Source organism: Xanthomonas sp. DAR 34887 (assembly GCF_041245805.1).
GTDB lineage: Bacteria > Pseudomonadota > Gammaproteobacteria > Xanthomonadales > Xanthomonadaceae > Xanthomonas_A > Xanthomonas_A tesorieronis.
Map to the genome: position 1 here is coordinate 3,437,573 of NZ_CP162490.1, position 17,250 is coordinate 3,454,822.

Genomic DNA, 17,250 nt, shown 5'->3' on the forward strand with positions numbered 1-17,250 from the left:
CGAATTGGAAAGACGATGCGCGGACGCGACGAAGACACCGGTGAATTCCGCGGCGACAGCCGCAGCCAGCAGCGCCGCGCGGCGCTGGAAGTGCTGAGCCTGGGCGAGAAGCTGGTGGCGCTGACTCCGGCGCAGCTGGCCAAGCTGCCGGTGCCCGAGTCGCTGATCCCTCATATCGCCGAAACCAAGCGCATCACCTCGCATATCGCGCACAAGCGGCAGCTGGCGTTCCTGGCCAAGCAGATGCGCCGCGAGGACGACGCCACCCTGGACGCGATCCGCGAGGCCATGGACGTCAACAGCGACGGCGCGCGCCGCGAAGTGGCGGCGATCCACCGGGTCGAGGACTGGCGCACGCGCCTGCTCGCCGACGGCGACAGCGCGCTGTCCGAACTGCTGGGCGACTACCCCGAGGCCGACCGCCAGCGCCTGCGCCAGCTGATCCGCAACGCCAAGGAAGAGCGGCTGAAGAACAAGCCACCGCACGCCTACCGCGAGCTGTTCCGCGAGTTGCGCGAACTGGTGCTGGGGGCGGACGCGGGACTCGCGACCGGGGACTCGGGACTCGAGGAAGCGGACGACGACGAGTTCGAAGACGACGCGCGCGACTGAGCCACGGCGGCGCCGGCCCCGCACGGTTGCACACCCTCGACCGCTTCGGCACGCTGGACGGCGACGCCGACCAAACGCATCGGCATCGCCACAGCGACCGCCCGCGGCTTTACCGAATCCCGAATCCCGAATCCCCACTCCCGGCTCCTACGCCGTCCCGCCCACGGTCAGCCCGTCGATCAGCAGCGACGGCTGGCCGACGCCGACCGGCACGCTCTGCCCGTCCTTGCCGCACACGCCCACGCCTTCGTCCAGCGCCAGGTCGTGGCCGATCATGCGCACCTTCTGCATCGTCTCCGGGCCGTTGCCGATCAGGGTGGCGCCCTTCACCGGCGCGGTGACCTTGCCGTCCTCGATCAGGTAGGCCTCGGTCGCCGAGAACACGTACTTGCCGCTGGTGATGTCGACCTGGCCGCCGCCGAAATTGACCGCGTACAGGCCCTTCTTCACCGAGCGGATCATCTCCTGCGGGTCGTGCTGGCCGGCCAGCATGTAGGTGTTGGTCATGCGCGGCATCGGCAGGTGCGCGAACGATTCGCGGCGGCCGTTGCCGGTCGCCGCCACGCCCATCAGCCGCGCGTTCAGCGAATCCTGCATGTAGCCGACCAGAACGCCGTCTTCGATCAGCGTGGTGCAGTTGGTCGGCGTGCCTTCGTCGTCCACGTTCAGCGAGCCGCGGCGGCCATCGAGGGTGCCGTCGTCGACGATGGTCACGCCCGGCGAGGCCACGCGCTGGCCGATGCGCCCGGCATAGACGCTGGTGCCCTTGCGCGCGAAATCGCCTTCCAGGCCATGCCCGACCGCCTCGTGCAGCAGCACGCCGGGCCAGCCCGGCCCCAGCACCACCGGCATCACCCCGGCCGGCGCGGGCACCGCCTCCAGGTTGACCAGCGCCTGCCGCAAGGCTTCCTTGGCAAAGGCTTCGGGGCGGCCGTCGGCGAACAGCACCTCATAGCCGTAGCGGCCGCCGCCGCCGGCGTAGCCGGACTCGCGGCGCCCGCCCTGCTCGACGATCACCTGCACGTTGAGCCGCACCAGCGGACGCACGTCGGCGGCGAGCACGCCGTCGCTGCGCGCCACCAGCACCGTGTCCACGCCGCCGGACAAGCCGACCATCACCTGCTGCACGCGCGGGTCGGCGGCGCGCAGGAACTGGTCCAGGCGCCGCAGCATCTCGACCTTGAGGTCGTTGCCCATGCCGTCCACCGGGTCCAGCGCCGGATACAGCGCGCGGCCGTTGCCGCGCAGCAGCGACTGCGCCGGCTGCGCGCCGCCATCGCGGGAAATCGCCCGCGCCGACTGCGCCGCGGCCAGCAGCGCGTCGCGGTGGATGTCGTCGGAATAGGCGAAACCGGTTTTCTCGCCGGAAATCGCGCGCACGCCCACGCCCTGCTCGATGGAATGCGCACCGTCCTTGACGATGCCGTCCTCCACGCTCCAGCTCTCGCGCCGCGAATGCTGAAAATACAGGTCGCCGAAGTCGATGCCGGGGCCGAGCAGCGTGCCGAAGGCGCGCTCCAGGCTGGTGGCATCGAGGCCGGCGGGAAGCAACAGGCGGGTTTCGGCGAGGCTCAGGGCGTTTTCGGTCATGGGACTCAACATGGGGGACGGGGGCGCTCAGCGCAAGCGCCGGCGGCGCGGCGCAGGCGCCGATTCAGGGACTTCCGGACGACGCAGGCGGCGCCGGCGCAGGCGCCGAGTCGCGCTCGACCACCTCCACCTTGGGATCCTTCCACGGGCCGGTGACGCGGTAGGTGCGTGCGCCGATCGCGCCCAGCGGTTTGCCCAGCACCGCGTTGGCCGCGGCGCCGACCGCCGCGCCGACCGGGCCACCGGCGACCGCGCCGACCACGGTCAGCAGATTGCCGGATTTGGGATTGACGTCGATGGTCTGGTCGAACTGCTGCGCGCGCAGGTCGGCCTGCCCGCGCACCTTGATCTCCGCGGCCGGGCCGTCGATCAGCATCGATTCGCTGCGCGCCACGCCGTCGCCGAACTGCACCTGGCCGTCGATGCGGTTGAAGGCGAAGCCCTTGGAGAAGAAATCGCGGAAATCGAACATCAGCCGGCGCGGCAGCTGCGCCACGCTGAGCAGGCCGAGCACGCGCCCGGCACCGGGGTTCAGTTCCAGCAGCTGGCCGTTGCGCGCGGCTACGTCCAGCTGGCCCTGCAGCGTGGCCAGCTGAAACCCCGCCGGGTCGCCGGGCCAGGCGGCGCGCAGGGCGAGCGTGCCTTCGCCGCCGCGCAGCTGGCCGCCGAAGTCCAGGTTCTGCATCAGTTCGCCCAGGTCCTGGCTGTCCACGCTGGCGCTGAGCTGGGTGCGCGCGGTGGCGCCCTTGCCGCGCCAGTCGCCGCTGATGTCGATCTTCTGCTTGTCCGAGCGCAGGTGCAGCTGGTCCACCTGCATGCCGTCGCCCAGCTTGCGGGTGCGCAGCGAGGCGGCGCCGAGGTTCATCGCACCGAAGCGCAGGTCGTCCACGTCCAGCGCCAGCGCCGGGATCGAGGCCGGGTCGATCGCCTCGGTCAGCGGTCGCACCGCCGCAGCCGCCACCGCGGCCGCGGGTGCCGGCTCGGAGGCCGCATCCGCCGTTGCCGTTGCCGTCGCCGCGGCCGCAGGCGCGCGTGCGGTCGGCGCGGCGCGCCAGTGCACCCGCGCCAGGCGGCCGCCGAGCACCCCGCCGTCCTTGCTCGGCACGCTGAGTTCGCCGGCCAGGGCTGGTCCGTCCAGATGCACCGCCACCGTGTCGGCCTGCGGCTGCAGCCGCAGGCGGGTGTTGTCGAACACGCCGCCGAGCAGCAGCAGGTGGTCGGCCAGCACGTCGATCTGGCGCAACGGCATCGGGTCTTCGGCGCCCGGCGCGGTCGCGGTGTTCGGATCCGGACGGCTGACCAGGCCGATCCAGTCGATCGCGTTCAGCGAGGCGGTGCGCCCACTGACGGTCAGCCCGCTACTGGGCGGATCCTCGGTGACGTGGTCACTGCCCATCACCACCTTGACCCCGGTCTTGCCGTTCTGGCTGCGCGCGACCAGCGCCATCAGCTTGCCGAAGGCCACCTCGATGCGTCCGGTGCCGACCGGCAGCGGCACGTTGACCGCGGTCGCCAGCGGCACGGCCGCGCCCTTGTCCATCGGCGCAGGCAGCAGCAGTTGCGTACCGACCAGGTCCGAGCGCAGCTGCAGGCGGGTCGGCGGCTGTACGCCGCCGTCGGCGGCCTTGGGCAGGGCGACGCCGATGTTCCAGCGCGAGCGGCCCTGCACGTAAGGCTTGAGCCAGGCCATTTCCGGCGCCCGGTCGAGCAGTTCGTCGGCATCGGCCGAAATGCTCAGGGCCGCCTCGAACGCCTGCTGCGGATCGCTCACGCCGTCGCCGGCACGCAACGCCAGTTGGCCGGCATGGCCGTCCTGCAGCGCCGCCAGCTGCGGCGCCTCGAAGCCGGTGTCGCGGTAGTCGGCGCTGCCGCGCATGTCCTCGAAGGCCACGTCCCAGCGACTATCGGCGATACGCGCGCCGAGCAGGTCGACCTTGCCGCGCAGGTGGTGGGTGCCGACGTCGGCGCGCAACGGCTGCAACAGGTCGAAGCTGACGTCGGCCGGGCCGGAGGCGCTGAGCGCGTCCAGAGTGTCGCCGTAGCGCTTGCGCAACGGACTCTGGCGCAGCATCGCCAGCAGCTTGCCGGTCTCGGCGCGGCTGCTGGCCAGCACGCTGAGCTGACCCTGCTTGTAGTCCGGCAAGGTCGCCGACAGCCGATCCACCGGCACCCCGCCCATCTCGCCGCGGCCATGCACCTCGAAGCCGTTGCCGATGAAGGCCACTTCGGCATCCACCTTCTCCACCGCCGGCCATTCGCGCTGGAAACGCACCTTGGCGTCGTCCAGCCGCGCGGTCGCCTCGAAGCGGCCGTTGTGGTCGACGAACGGCCAGTCGTCCAGATCGCCGGAGACCAGCGCGCGGCCGTCGCGCAGGCGCCCGCCCTGCAGCGCGGCGTCCAGCCAGTCGGTGGCGGCCTTGCTCATCTTCGAATGCACCCAGAATTTCTTCGCCGCCACCACCGGCGCGTCCTGCAGATCGGCGGCCAGGTCGATCCAGGGCTTGGAGCCGTCGGCCTGGAAGCGCAGCCCGCCGCGCACGTCGGCGCCGTAATCGTTGCCCTGCACGCGCAGCGCGGGCGTCGCCACGCGCAGGTCCTCGCCATCGCGGAACACCACGATGCGCCCGGCCAGTTGCACGTCGTGGGGCACGCCGAAGCCGCTGGGCCAGTCGAAACGCACCGGGCTGGCGGCGTCCAGCACCAGTTCGCCGCCCTGCGCGTCGCCATCGAAGCGGCCACGCAGGCCGCTGACGCCGGGCGACTGCCCGACCGGCGCGAACGCCAACTCGCTGAGGCGCCCCTGCCCGTACAGCGGCCCGCCGGGGCGGCCGGTCAGCACCACCTGGGTCAGCTGCAGCCGCGGCCGCGCCGCGTGCAGCCAGGTGCGCAGGGACGGCGACAGGCTGTCGCTGAGCGCGGCCACCGCCAGCAGCGGCGCCAGGTCCAGATGCTCGCCGAGCAACGCGAAGCGGCGCCCGCCGGCCACGGTCAGCCCGTCCAGGCGCTGCGTCGGCTGTCCGGCCTGGCCGATCTGCAACTGCGGCGCATCCAGCCGCCAGCCGCCGTCGATCAGCCGCCAGCGCGCGGTGGCGCGTAACGTGGTGAATGCGGTCTGCGGCCGCGCCCCGCCGGCGACCGGCGCCGCGCCGCTCAGCCGCAGGTCGCGCAGCGTGGCCTCGATGCTGACCCCGACGATCCGATGCTGGCGCAACTGCGCCCAGCCCTGCACCTGGCCGTCGCCGCCGTCGATGCGGATGCCGCCAGCCTGCAGCAGCCCCGACCAGCCGGCCAGTTCGGCCGGGCGCGCGGCCACATAGGCCTGGCCGTTGCCGCGCCGGCGGTCCATGTCCAGCACCGCGGTCAGCGGCGCCTGCTTCGGATCGGTCCAGCCCTGCACACCGACGCGCAGGCGGTCGCCGTCCACGCGCAGGCGCAGGTCGATCTTCGGCAACGTCGCCTCCACGCCCAGGTCCGGCGCATGCACCGCCAGCCGGCCGTCGATGACCTGCAGCTCGCCCAGGCCCTGCAGCGCGTCCAGCGGATCGCCGCCCTGCCCGGTGCTCGGCAGGCCCTGCACCGACCAGCTGCCGTCGGCGCCGCGCAGCAGGGTCAGCGCCAGCCCGCGCAGGCGCAATTCGGTGAACGAGCGGCCCGGCAGCAGGCCGGCGTACATCGACACCAGCACCTCGGCCTGGCCGATGCGCACGCCGTCGCCGGCGCCCACGCGCAGGCCATCCAGGCGCAGCAACGGGCCGCGCTGGGTCCACGCGGTCTCGACCCGGTCGAACTGGATCGGACGCCCGGCGCGTTCGCTCAGCCAGGCCTGGATCCGCTGCGGATGCCGCTCCACGAACGGCAATGCCTGGCTCAGCGCCCCCACCACCAACGCCACGCACACCAGCCCGATCGCCACCGCGTAGAACGCGAAACGGCGAGCCAGGCGCAGGCGGCGGCGCAGGGGGGTATGCATCAGGGGCGGGGAGTTGGGATTGGGGATTGGGGATTCGCAACAGCCAAAGCGATGCGCGCGGACGGTAACCGGCCGCGATCAGGCCGCTCAACCAATCCCCAATCCCGAATCCCGAATCCCGGCCTCACAACAACACCACGTCGAACTGCTCCTGCAGGTATTGCTCGTCGGCCTGGAAGCGGATGCTCTTGCCGAGGAATTCCTCCAGCTCGGCCACCGCCGAGGATTCCTCGTCGGTGATCCGCGCCACCACCTTGGTCGAGGCGATCACCAGCAGGCGCGCGGCATCGAACTGGCGCACCGCGCGGGTGATCTCGCGGAAGATCTCGTAGGTCACGGTCTCGGCGGTCTTGATCGAACCGCGCCCGCTGCATTCCGGGCACGGCTCGGACAGCTGCCGCTCCAGGCTCTCGACGGTGCGCTTGCGCGTCATCTCCACCAGGCCCAGCGGCGAGAACTCGTACACCGTGGTCTTGGCATGGTCGCGCGACAAGGCCTTCTCCAGCGTGCGCAGCACCTGGCGGCGGTGTTCGGCGTCGTCCATGTCGATGAAGTCGATGATGATGATGCCGCCCAGGTTGCGCAGCCGCAGCTGCCGCGCCACCGCCTGCGCCGCCTCCAGGTTGGTGCGGAACACCGTTTCCTCGAGGTTGCGCTGGCCCAGGAACGAGCCGGTGTTGACGTCGATGGTGGTCATCGCTTCGGTCTGGTCGATGACCAGGTAGCCGCCGGATTTCAGCGGCACCTGCTTGTCCAGCGCGCGCGCGATCTCGTCCTCCACGCCGTACAGGTCGAAGATCGGGCGGTCGCCGGTGTACAGCTCCAGGCGCTCGGCGAGGATCGGCATGTACTTGGCGACGAACGCCTGCAGCCGTTCGAAGGTCTCGTGCGAATCCACCTTGACCTTCTCCACGTCCTTGCGGATCAGGTCGCGCACCGCGCGCAGCGGCAGGCTCAGGTCTTCGTAGATGATGCTGGCCGGGGCGCCGTCGCGGCCGCGCCGCTCGACCACGTTCCACACCCGCGACAGATACGCGATGTCCTCGGCCAGCGCCTCGGCCGGCTGGCCCTCGGCATTGGTGCGGATGATGTAGCCGAAGCCGCCGTGGCTGGCGGCCAGGTCGGCGACCAGGGTCTTCAGGCGCAGCCGTTCGGCCTCGTCCTCGATCCGCGCCGACACCCCGATCACCCGCGACTGCGGCAGCAGCACCAGATAGCGCGAGGGAATGCTGATCTGCGTGGTCAGCCGCGCGCCCTTGCTGCCGATCGGGTCCTTGACCACCTGCACCACGATGTCCTGGCCGTCGCGCAGCAGTTCCACGATCGGCACCCCCGCCGCCACCGGCAGCGGCGGCGCCTCGTCGGTGTCGCCGTTGGCCACCGGCGCCGGCCGCACCACGTCGTTGGCGTGCAGGAACGCCGCGCGCTCCAGCCCGACCTCGACGAATGCCGCCTGCATGCCGGGCATGACCCGCTGCACCCGGCCCTTGTAGATATTGCCCACCACCCCGCGGCGCCAGCCGCGTTCGATGTGCAGTTCCTGCAGCATGCCGTTCTCGATGACGGCCACCCGGGTCTCGCGCGGTGTGACGTTGACCAGGATCTCTTGCGACATCAAAGCACTCCGAAGGCGCGCAGCAGTTGGGAAGTTTGGTGCAGGGGCAGGCCCATCACCCCGGAATAACTGCCGTCCAGGCGGCTGACGAAGCGCTCGGCGCCGCCCTGGATCGCATAGGCGCCGGCGCGCCCCATCGGTTCGCCGCTGGCCACGTAGTCGGCGATGTCCTGCGCCGACAGGGCCGCGAAGCTGACCTGGGTCGGCACCAGCAGCACGTCCTCGCGCGCCGCGGCGACCAGCGCCACCGCGGTGATCGCCTGGTGGGTGCGCGCCGACAGCGTGGCCAGCATCGCCGCCGCGTCGGCGGCGTCGGCCGGCTTGCCGAACACGCGATCGTCCAGCACCACCTCGGTGTCGGCGCCGAGCACCACCGCATCCGCGCCGTTCAACTGCGCCATGCCGGCGCGGGCCTTGTCCAAGGCCACGCGGCGCACATAGGCTTGCGCCGATTCGTCGGCCGCGCGCACTTCCGGCACCTCCAGATCGAGGATCCGGAACGGTACGCCCAGGCGCGTCAGCAGTTCGTTTCTGCGGGGGGAACGGGAAGCGAGATACAGCATGGCTGAAGGATAACCCGGCAGGCCTGACTGAACGATCGCTAATTCCGCAGGCGCACCCTCGACCCCGCTCCGAATCACGACGCGTTCATCGTCGCGGCAACACCCTCGCCCCACCTTCAAGGAGAACATACGATGCGCGCACCATCCGTCCGTCCGCTGCTGCTGGCCCTGACCCTCGCCCTAGGAGGCACGATGACCGCCCATGCCCAAACCGCCGCACCGGGCTACGCCGTGCCCGCCGACGGCACCCTGCTCAACATCGCCGCCCAGGCCGAGGCCAAACACGCGCCGGACGTGGCCACGCTGTCGGCCGGCGTGGTCACCCAGGCCAGCGACAGCGCCGCGGCGATGCGCCAGAACGCCGAGCAGATGACCAAGGTCCTGGCCGCGGTGCGTGCCGCCGGCATCGCCGAGAAGGACGTGCAGACCAGCGGCATCAGCCTCAACCCGCAATACAAGTACGTCGACAACCAGGCGCCGCAGGTCATCGGTTACCAGGCCAGCAACTCGGTCAACCTGAAGGTGCGCGACATCGCCAAGCTCGGCAAGGTGCTCGACGCGCTGGCCGCGCAGGGCGCCAACCAGATCAATGGCCCCACCTTCGAGATCGACGATCCGGAACCGCTGTACGACCAGGCGCGGGTCGATGCGCTGAAGAAGGCGCAGGCCCGCGCGCAGACCTATGCCAAGTCGCTGGGCCTGCGCGTGCGCCGCATCGTCAGCATTTCCGAAGGCAGCGGCGGCGGCGTGCGGCCGATGCCGATGATGCGCACGATGGCGATGAAGGCGGAGATGGACAGCACACCGGTGGCGACCGGCGAGAGCAGCGTCTCGGTCAATCTGGACGTGGTGTTCGAACTGGGCAAGTAAGCCCGGCCGCTGCCGCGCTTGCGACGATGGCGCCTGCGGGCGCCATCGTCGTTTCCGGGCCATGCGATTCCAGCGGCGCGGCGCGGCCGCACCGGCGTCGTGCCGGCGCTTGCCATGGCGGCGGCAACGGGTGCAATGTCGGAGACGCGGGCGGGTGGCGCATCGACCCCGTCCGCCGCGCTGGCGCGTTTGGTCGTACCGCAAGTCCACAAGACGCACTCATCATGGAGGTGGATCATGGTTCGCACGCAACTCCCCGCTCCCTCGTTCGGTATCGACCTGTCGCGGATCCTGGCGCTCAGCGCCGCGATCGGCCTGCACCTGTTGGCAATGCTGCTGTTGCTGATCCCGCTCTCGCACGTGGCGCCGCCGCAGGAGCCGGCCAAGGCGCAACCCGCCTGGCAGCAGCCGATCGTGGTCCCGGTCACGCCACCGCCGCCGCTCGTCACGGTGCAGCCCGAGAAGCGGCCCACGACCCAGCCGCGGGTGCCGGTCGCCGTGCCGACCCCGACGCCGGTGCAGGCGCCACTGGTCGACAGCAGCCCGATGCCGATGCAGGCCGAGGCCGCCGATCCGACGCCCACCCCGGCAGAGCCGAGCGCGCCGCCGCAGCAGCCCAGCGCGCCCGTCGCCGGCATGCAACTGCAGTACCTGCGTGCGCCGGCCCCGCCCTACCCGCGCGAGGCGTTGCGCGACGGCCTGCAGGGCAGCGTGTTGCTGCGCGTGCTGGTCGGCGTCGACGGCCAGCCGCTGGAGGTCAGCATCGCCAAGAGCAGCGGCCACCGGATCCTCGATCAGGCCGCCCGCGAGCAGGTGCTGAAGCGCTGGAAGTTCCATGCCGCATTGCAGCAAGGAACGCCCGTTCAGGCGTATGGCCTGGTCCCGGTGGATTTTTCCCTGGGCCGTTGAAGGCACGTGCATCCGTCCCGCTGCGGCAGCCGCAGCGGGACGGATATCCGATCAGGATTCACTGAAATTTCACAACCACTGCAAGTACATGGCACGCGTCCGACCCAGGCAGGTCGGCGCCCTTGCATTTCTTAGCCGTACAACTCGCGTTTCCAGTTAGGAGAGAGACTGTGAACACCCAGAATCAACGGCGTGCGACCCGCCGCCTTGTCCTATGCGCGTGCGTGGCCAGCGCCCTTGCGAGCACCGCAGCGGTTCCCGCGGCCTTCGCACAAGAAGCGGCGACCAACCTCGACCGCATCACCGTCACCGGCTCCAACATCCCCCGCACCAATACCGAAACCCCGTCCCCGGTCCAGGTGGTCACCCGCCAGGAAATCGACCGCACCGGCAAGAGCACGGTGGCCGAATACCTGCAGACGCTGACCTCCGATGGCGCCGGCTCCATTCCCAAGAGCTTCGGCAACGGCTTCGCCGGCGGCGGCGCCGGCATCTCGCTGCGCGGCCTGGGCGCCGGCTCCACCCTGGTGCTGTTGAACGGCCGGCGCATGGCCACCTACGGCCTGGCCGACGACGGCCAGAAGGTCTTCACCGACCTGAGCACCATCCCGCTGGACGCGGTCGAGCGGATCGACATCCTGAAGGACGGCGCCTCGGCGATCTACGGCTCCGACGCCATCGCCGGCGTGGTCAACATCATCCTGCGCAGCGACTTCGAAGGCGCGATCCTGCGCGGCTCCTACGGCATGTCCGGCGACAGCGACGGCAACGCGCGCAAGGCCACCCTGACCGCCGGTACCGGCAACTTCGCCAGCGACGGCTGGAACGCGTTCTTCAGCCTGGACGTGGGCAAGACCGATGCGATCAAGATCAGCGACCGCAAGGACCGCAAGTGGATCGGCACCGGCGACATCCGCCGCTACGGTTACGACGCCGCCGACGTGCAGTTCATCAGCGGCGCCTATCTCAGCGGCGGCACCGCCGGCGGCTCGGGCCCGAACGGCTCCGTGTTCAACAACGACGCGACGCCGCAGCTGATTGCGCTGCCCGGTTGCGCCAGCGTCAGCACCATTCCCGGCCAGACCGATGCCACCGCCCAGGCCCAGGGTTGCCTGGGCAATACGGCCCAGCAGTTCCGCGACCTGAGCCCGGAGGAGGAATACGTCAACGTGTTCGGCCGCGCCAGCTTCGCCTTCGGCGAGGGCGGCGAGATCTACACCGAGATCGGCTACTCGAAGAAGGAAACCGTGTTCTCCAATACCCCGTCGAACGTATCCGGCGGCTGGGGCTATCCCGGCGGCCCGGTCAATGCCAACAGCGGCGCCGGCGCCACCGTGCTCTATGCCGGCCATCCTGACAACCCGCTGCCCTACGCCGCGCGCCTGCGCTACAACGCCTGGGACGTGGGTCCGCGGGTCACCGACAACACCAACGAGTTCAACCGCTTCCTGGCCGGGGTCAAGGGCAACTGGGGCGAGTGGAGCTACGACACCGCCTACCTGCATTCGGGCACCGACCTGGTCAACAAGCGCACCGGCTTCCTGCGCTACAGCGCGGTGCAGTGCGTGCTCGGCAACCCGGCCTGCGCGGCCGGCACCTGGCGCATCGGCGACGATGCCGGGCTGAACTCGCAGGCGCTGTACGACTACATCTCGCCGACCATCAGCGCGCGCGCCAAGTCCAGCCTGGACATGTTCAACTTCACCGTCTCGCGCAGTCTGGCCGACCTGCAAGGCGGTCCGCTGGGCCTGGCGGTAGGCACCGAATGGCGCCGCACCAGCAACAGCCTGACCCCGCAGACCTACACCGATGTCGGCGACATCATCGGCCTGGGCTACTCGGCCTACGACGGCACCCAGAACGTCTATGCCGCCTACGCCGAACTGTCGGCGCCGGTGCTGGAGCAATTGGAACTGTCGGCCGCGGTGCGCTACGACAAGTACGAGAGCGGCGACAGCAAGGCCACGCCGAAGCTGGGCGTGAAGTGGACTCCGGCCGAGTGGATCGCGCTGCGCGCCAGCTATGCCGAAGGCTTCCGCGCGCCCAACCCGGCCGAGAACGGCGACGGCGGCCTGGCCGCATTCTCCAATGCGGTCGATCCGATCCGCTGCGCGATCGACCCGGCCAACGAGTGCACCGCGCGCTCGGTCGCGATCATCACCCGCCCCAATGCCGCGCTGACCCCGGAAGAGTCCAAGAGCTACTCGGTGGGCTTCGTGCTGCAGCCGACCGCCAGCACCTCGCTGACCGTGGACGCATGGGAGATCAAGCGCACCAACGAGATCGCGCAGGGCAACACGCGCGACGCGATCCTCGCCGGCGACGTATTGCGCGACAGCAACGACATCGGCGGCGTGGCCGACAGCGGCACCATCCTGGCGGTCAACACCGATTACGTGAACGCCAATTCCTCGCGCGTGCGCGGCATCGATACCGACATCCGCCAGACCTTCGCCATCGGCCCGGGGCAGCTGGAACTGGACGCGCAATGGAGCCACCTGCTCAAGTTCGAGCGCACCGAAGGCGACACCACCTACGACTACGTCGGCACCCACGGCAACTGCGACGTGACCAACTGCATCGGCACCCCGCAGGACCGGATCAACGTCGGCGGCACCTGGAAGCAGAACGCCTGGAGCGTCAGCGGCGTGATCAACTACATCTCCAGCATCGACAACAAGGACAGCCGTGGCGGTGACTACCTGGCGTTCTATGCCGACGGCAGCCCGGTCGAGAAGATCGCCTCGTTCACCACCTTCGACCTGTCGGGTCGCTGGAACATCACCGATGCGTTCGAACTGAATGCCTCGGTGCAGAACGTGTTCGACCGCATCGCGCCGCTGGATCCGTCCACCTACGGCGCGGTCAACTACAACCCGCTGCACTACAGCGGCGCGGTCGGCCGCTACTTCACGCTCGGCGCGAAGTACACGTTCAACTGATCGGACGCGTCGCGCTGCACGACGAAGCCCGGGTGCGAGCCCGGGCTTTTTCGTTTTGCCGATGCTGCAGGACGTGCATTGCGATCTGGCGGCGGGCGATGCGCGGACGGCGCATCGCGCGCGCCAGGCGAATCAGGCGAATCAGGCGCTCACGCGCGATGGTAGGGATGGTTGGCCAGCATCGCCGCCGCGCGGTACAGCTGTTCGGCCACCACCAGCCGCACCAGCATGTGCGGCAGGGTCAGCGGCCCCAGCGACCAGGATTCGCTGGCCACTGCCAGCACCTCGGGCGAATGCCCTTCGGGGCCGCCGATCAGCAGCGCCAGGTCGCGGCCCTGGCCGCGCCAGTGCTCCATGCGCTGCGCCAGCTGTTCGGAACTGTGCTGCTTGCCCGGCACGTCCAGCGCCACCACCAGCGCGTTCTTCGGCAGCGCCGCAAGCACGCGGCGGCCTTCGTCCTCGATCGCGCGCTGCGCATCGCGGCCCTTGCCGCGCAGCCCGGGTTCGATCTCGACCAGCTCCAGCGGCAGCCAGTGCGACAGGCGCTTGCGGTATTCGGCGAAGCCCTGCGCGACCCAGGCGGGCGCGCGTTCGCCGGTGGCGATGAGCCGCGCCTTCATCGCCGCGACCGCCGCGCGCGCCTCACCAGCGCTCCTGGGCGAACGCCACGTCGAACAGTCCGTCCTCGCTCTGCCGCTCGATCGCGCGCGCGCGCTCCAGCTTGAGCCAGTGCTTGAGCGTGTCCGGCTGCCGCACCGCAGCGCGGTCTGCGGCGCATTGCTGGATCTCGTCCTGCAGCTGGCGCTTGAACTGCGCCAGCAACGCGTCCAGGCGCTGCGGCTGCGGACGACGCTCCTCGTACAGCCCATAACGGCCCATGAAGTCATCGACGATCTGTGTCAGCTCCAGCTCGACCTGCTTCAGTTGCGTGGCGAACATGCTGTTGTAATCGCGAATCCGCTCCTCGGCCATCGCCGCGATGGCGGCCTGGTCCAGTTGGCCGATTTCCAGCTGCAGTTCCAGCAGGGTCAGCAGGTCGTCGTCGCGATAGGCCTGGTTGAGCCTTTGCATCAACGCGGTCTTGCGGTCGCGCTGCTGCGGATCGGGTTCGCGGTCCGGATGCAGGGCCGCGATCAGGTTGCGGTACAGCGCGCGCCGCGCCTGTTGCGGATCGGCGACGCTCTCGGCGCTCTTGCCGGCGCCTGCACGGCGCCGCTTGGCGCGCTGCTGCGCGCGCCCGGCCGCGTGCGCCTGCTGCGCCTGCAGGCGCTCGCGCACCTGCGCGTACAGCGCCTCGGGCGAGTGCACGTGCCGCAGTTCTTCCTCGGTCAGGCCGAACTCCTCGCCGATCAGCGATGTCAGCACCGCTTCGGACTCGGCCAGCCCCTGGTCGAAACCGATCGGGCTGTGGCGGTCGTAGATGCGCTTGAGCTCGTCGTCGCCGCCGTCCTGGAGCAGCAACGCGGCCAGTTCGCAGATCGTCTCGGACAGATCGGCGCGATCGCGCTTGCTCAGCTTGTACGCGGCATGCGCCGCATCCAGCTCCCGCAGCAATTGCGTCTGCGCCGCATCGCGCGCCTGCAGCAGCGGTTCGACCTGGTCGTGGAAACGCTGTTCCCAGCGCGGCAGCGCCTCGCGCCAGGCGCGCAATTGCGCGCGTGTGCGCTCGAGGCGTTCGATCAGCGCGCCGAAGCGCTTGCGTGTCGGGGTCGCGCGCGACTGCGCGACTTCGCCGACCCCGACGCTCACGCGCACCGGCGCCGCATCGCCACCGGCGCGGTGCGCGGCGTCGTGCCGCTTAGGCATCGCGTGCCGGTTCGTCGCCGTCGTCGTCGCTCGGCGGCTGGTCGCCGACCGTCCACAGCCGCTCCAGCGCATAGAATTCGCGCACCCGCGGCAGCATCACGTGCACCACCACGTCGCCGAGATCGACCAGCACCCACTCGGCCTCGCGCTCGCCTTCCACGCCCAGCGGCATCACGTCCAGCTTCTTGGCGTACTTGATCACCTCGTCGGCGATCGACTTGACGTGGCGGGTGGAAGTCCCGGAGACCACGATCATGTAATCGGTGACGCTGGACTTGCCGCGCACGTCGATTTCCACCGCGTCCTTGGCCTTGAGCTCGTCGAGCGCGGTGCGGACATGGGCGAGCAGTGCCGGCAACGACGGCGGCGGGTTGGGCAGTTGGGTCTTGATGACGTGGGCTTGACTGGACAAAGGTGCGAACTCGATGGAATGGGCGAATTATAGGGAACTGCGCGAAGGCGCGTATTCAGCTAGCGCGCGCGGGGTCGCCGGGAGCGCCCGCATACAGTCCGGCGGCACGGATGTAGTCCGCGACCGCCGCCGGCACCAGCGTCGCCCAGTCGCCGCCGGCGGCGATGCGCTCGCGCACCTGGCTGGCCGATTCGCTGCGCAGCGGCTGCCGCAGGCACCACAGCAGGCCGCCCGGCGCGCGTGCCAGCGCCTGCGGCGACGCCGCCCAGCGCCCGGCCACCGCCTGCGCCAGTTCGGCCGGCAAGGCGCGTTCCCAGCCGCTGCCGGCGCGGTCGGCCACGACCAGATGCGCCGCGTCGAGCAGGCCGCGCCAGTCGCGCCAGCCGTTGAAGCCGACGAAGCTGTCGGCGCCGATCAGCAGCGCCAGCGGCGCATCGACGCCGAGTTCGGCACGCAGTTCGCGCACCGTGTCGATGCTGTACGAGGCCACGCCCGGCCGCGCCAGCGCGCGCTGCAATTCGTGCCGGTCGAGCAACAGCCCGGCTTCGCCGGCGATCGCCAGCGCCAGCATCTCGCAGCGCTGCCGGGCATCGGCGCCCGGCGCCTGGCGATGCGGCGGATCGGCGGCCGGCATCAGCCGCACCGGCACCCCGAACGCATCGCGCGCCGCCCGCGCGATCGCCAGGTGGCCGTTGTGGATGGGGTCGAAGGTGCCGCCGTAGATCAGGGTGAGCGGCTGGGATTGGGGATTGGGGATTCGGGATTCGTCAACGGCGGAAAGCTCTGCGCGAGCATCCGGCACCCTCGGATCGCCGCTGTTGCCAATCCCCAATCCCCAATCCCGAATCCCAGCCGTCATACCACCAACAACCGCACCGCCCGCGCCTCGGCGATGGCCAGCAGCAGGCGTTCCAGCGCGATCCAGGCGTCGCCGTCGGCGCGGCCCTTGGCGATGCGGTCGATGCGCCCGGCTTCGGCGGCGAAGCGCTCCCAGCGGCGCGGCTCGGCATGCCGCTGCAGCGCGCGCTTGAACGGGGCCTGGCGCGATTCCCAGATGCCCTGCCCCTTCATCTCCGCGGCCAGGTTGCCGCCGGCCGCCTGCACCTTGGCCAGCGCGGCGGTGCGCAGCAGTTCCTTGATCAGGATCGGCAGCAGGGCCGCCACCGCCTCACCCTCGGCACGCAGGCCGGCGAGCATGCGCCCGACCATCGGCGCCTGCCCGGCCAAGGTGGCCTCGGCCAGGCGGAACACGTCGTAGCGCGCGGCATCGGCGACCAGCGACTCCATCGCCGCCACGTCCAGGCTCTGCCCGTCGGCCAGCAACGCCAGCTTGTCGATCTCCTGCGCGGCGGCCAGCAGATTGCCTTCGACCCGCTCGGCCAGGCGCTGCACCGCGCCGGCATCGGCACGCAGGCCCTTGCTGCGCAGGCGGCGCTCGATCCAGTCGCCCAGTTCGTGCGGCTTGATCGCCCAGGCCACGGCGATGACGCCGATCCGGCCGACCGCGTCGGCCCACTTGCCCTGGTGCGCCTTGCTCCATTCGTTGCAGGTGATCAGCAGCACCACGTCCGGCGGCGGATCTGCGCAGAACGCGCTGATCACCTCGCCGCCTTCCTTGCCGGGCTTGCCGCTGGGCAGGCGCAGTTCGATCAGCCGGCGCGGACTGAACAGGCTCGGCGCATTGAAGCTGGAATACAGCTGGCTCCAGTCGAAATCGCGGCCGTCGGCGTCGAACACCTCGCGTTCGCCGATGCCTTCGGTGCGCGCACGCGCACGCACCGCGTCGGCGGCCTCGAGCACCCGTAGGGTTTCCGGGCCGGCGATCAGATAGACCGGATGCAGCGGCTGCGTGGCCGGCTGGGTGACGAGCTGTTCGGGACGCAATTCCATGGCGGCACCTAGGGCCTGTCGCTGCGCGACGCCAGCGGATCGCCGCACACGGGCGAACGGCGGGCGGCGGG

The 17,250-nt window shown here is 70.4% G+C and carries 13 protein-coding genes; 4 read left to right on the top strand and 9 right to left on the bottom strand.

All coding sequences use genetic code 11. The features are described from left to right. Window positions 1-15 precede the first annotated feature (15 nt). A complete protein-coding gene (gene yjgA, locus AB3X08_RS14425) occupies window positions 16-612 on the top strand; it encodes a ribosome biogenesis factor YjgA (RefSeq protein ID WP_369933395.1) in 597 nt (198 codons plus the stop codon). Between the two features lie 147 nt (window positions 613-759). Here the strand turns inward: yjgA and tldD are convergent, their stop codons facing one another. The 4 genes from tldD to AB3X08_RS14445 form a co-directional block, all read right to left on the bottom strand. Continuing rightward, on the bottom strand, window positions 760-2,202 hold the full coding sequence (gene tldD / locus AB3X08_RS14430) for a metalloprotease TldD (RefSeq protein WP_369933397.1): 1,443 nt from the start codon (window positions 2,200-2,202) through the stop codon (window positions 760-762). 64 nt (window positions 2,203-2,266) lie between these two features. Next, a complete protein-coding gene (locus AB3X08_RS14435; protein ID WP_369933398.1) occupies window positions 2,267-6,172 on the bottom strand; it encodes a YhdP family protein in 3,906 nt (1,301 codons plus the stop codon). A gap of 124 nt (window positions 6,173-6,296) precedes the next feature. Then, window positions 6,297-7,787 (bottom strand): ribonuclease G, encoded by a 1,491-nt coding sequence (gene rng / locus AB3X08_RS14440; RefSeq protein ID WP_369933400.1) that lies wholly within the window; start codon window positions 7,785-7,787, stop codon window positions 6,297-6,299. After that, window positions 7,787-8,350, bottom strand: a complete 564-nt coding sequence (locus AB3X08_RS14445) for a Maf family nucleotide pyrophosphatase (protein WP_369933401.1) — start codon at window positions 8,348-8,350, stop codon at window positions 7,787-7,789. The genes rng and AB3X08_RS14445 overlap by 1 nt, the downstream gene beginning before the upstream one ends. 132 nt (window positions 8,351-8,482) lie before the next feature. Between AB3X08_RS14445 and AB3X08_RS14450 the strand changes: the two genes are divergently transcribed. The 3 genes from AB3X08_RS14450 to AB3X08_RS14460 all read left to right on the top strand — a co-directional run bounded on the left by AB3X08_RS14450 (window position 8,483) and on the right by AB3X08_RS14460 (window position 13,071). Further along, window positions 8,483-9,220 carry an SIMPL domain-containing protein gene (locus AB3X08_RS14450; protein ID WP_369933403.1) on the top strand — a complete coding sequence of 246 codons (738 nt, stop codon included), beginning with the start codon at window positions 8,483-8,485 and terminating at the stop codon, window positions 9,218-9,220. A gap of 237 nt (window positions 9,221-9,457) precedes the next feature. Next, window positions 9,458-10,129 carry an energy transducer TonB gene (locus tag AB3X08_RS14455; protein ID WP_369933405.1) on the top strand — a complete coding sequence of 224 codons (672 nt, stop codon included), beginning with the start codon at window positions 9,458-9,460 and terminating at the stop codon, window positions 10,127-10,129. A gap of 224 nt (window positions 10,130-10,353) precedes the next feature. Beyond that, a complete protein-coding gene (locus AB3X08_RS14460; RefSeq protein WP_369933406.1) occupies window positions 10,354-13,071 on the top strand; it encodes a TonB-dependent receptor in 2,718 nt (905 codons plus the stop codon). 149 nt (window positions 13,072-13,220) lie between these two features. On the opposite strand, the gene rlmH is transcribed toward AB3X08_RS14460, so the two are convergent. The 5 genes from rlmH to holA are packed head-to-tail and all read right to left on the bottom strand — an operon-like array spanning window position 13,221 to window position 17,179. Next, window positions 13,221-13,691: a 23S rRNA (pseudouridine(1915)-N(3))-methyltransferase RlmH gene (rlmH, locus tag AB3X08_RS14465; RefSeq protein ID WP_184411298.1), complete on the bottom strand. Its 471-nt coding sequence runs from the start codon at window positions 13,689-13,691 to the stop codon at window positions 13,221-13,223. A 22-nt stretch (window positions 13,692-13,713) separates the two neighbouring features. Continuing rightward, entirely contained in the window at window positions 13,714-14,877 is a 1,164-nt protein-coding gene (locus tag AB3X08_RS14470; protein WP_369933408.1) for a J domain-containing protein, read from the bottom strand. Continuing rightward, on the bottom strand, window positions 14,870-15,289 hold the full coding sequence (gene rsfS, locus AB3X08_RS14475; RefSeq protein WP_369933409.1) for a ribosome silencing factor: 420 nt from the start codon (window positions 15,287-15,289) through the stop codon (window positions 14,870-14,872). Before rsfS ends, AB3X08_RS14470 begins: the two co-directional genes overlap by 8 nt. A gap of 55 nt (window positions 15,290-15,344) precedes the next feature. After that, entirely contained in the window at window positions 15,345-16,091 is a 747-nt protein-coding gene (gene nadD, locus AB3X08_RS14480) for a nicotinate-nucleotide adenylyltransferase (protein ID WP_369933410.1), read from the bottom strand. Between the two features lie 53 nt (window positions 16,092-16,144). Beyond that, window positions 16,145-17,179, bottom strand: coding sequence for a DNA polymerase III subunit delta (gene holA, locus AB3X08_RS14485; RefSeq protein WP_369933411.1), 1,035 nt, complete (start codon window positions 17,177-17,179; stop codon window positions 16,145-16,147). Window positions 17,180-17,250 lie beyond the last annotated feature (71 nt).

What these genes read in the sequence shown, in the direction of transcription:
- rlmH (WP_184411298.1), bottom strand. Translation starts at nt 13,691, where the DNA reads ATGAAGGCGCGGCTCATCGCCACCGGCGAACGCGCGCCCGCCTGGGTC.
- yjgA (WP_369933395.1), top strand. Translation starts at nt 16, where the DNA reads ATGCGCGGACGCGACGAAGACACCGGTGAATTCCGCGGCGACAGCCGC.
- AB3X08_RS14450 (WP_369933403.1), top strand. Translation starts at nt 8,483, where the DNA reads ATGCGCGCACCATCCGTCCGTCCGCTGCTGCTGGCCCTGACCCTCGCC.
- tldD (WP_369933397.1), bottom strand. Translation starts at nt 2,202, where the DNA reads ATGACCGAAAACGCCCTGAGCCTCGCCGAAACCCGCCTGTTGCTTCCC.
- holA (WP_369933411.1), bottom strand. Translation starts at nt 17,179, where the DNA reads ATGGAATTGCGTCCCGAACAGCTCGTCACCCAGCCGGCCACGCAGCCG.
- AB3X08_RS14470 (WP_369933408.1), bottom strand. Translation starts at nt 14,877, where the DNA reads ATGCCTAAGCGGCACGACGCCGCGCACCGCGCCGGTGGCGATGCGGCG.
- AB3X08_RS14455 (WP_369933405.1), top strand. Translation starts at nt 9,458, where the DNA reads ATGGTTCGCACGCAACTCCCCGCTCCCTCGTTCGGTATCGACCTGTCG.
- AB3X08_RS14445 (WP_369933401.1), bottom strand. Translation starts at nt 8,350, where the DNA reads ATGCTGTATCTCGCTTCCCGTTCCCCCCGCAGAAACGAACTGCTGACG.
- AB3X08_RS14435 (WP_369933398.1), bottom strand. Translation starts at nt 6,172, where the DNA reads ATGCATACCCCCCTGCGCCGCCGCCTGCGCCTGGCTCGCCGTTTCGCG.
- rng (WP_369933400.1), bottom strand. Translation starts at nt 7,787, where the DNA reads ATGTCGCAAGAGATCCTGGTCAACGTCACACCGCGCGAGACCCGGGTG.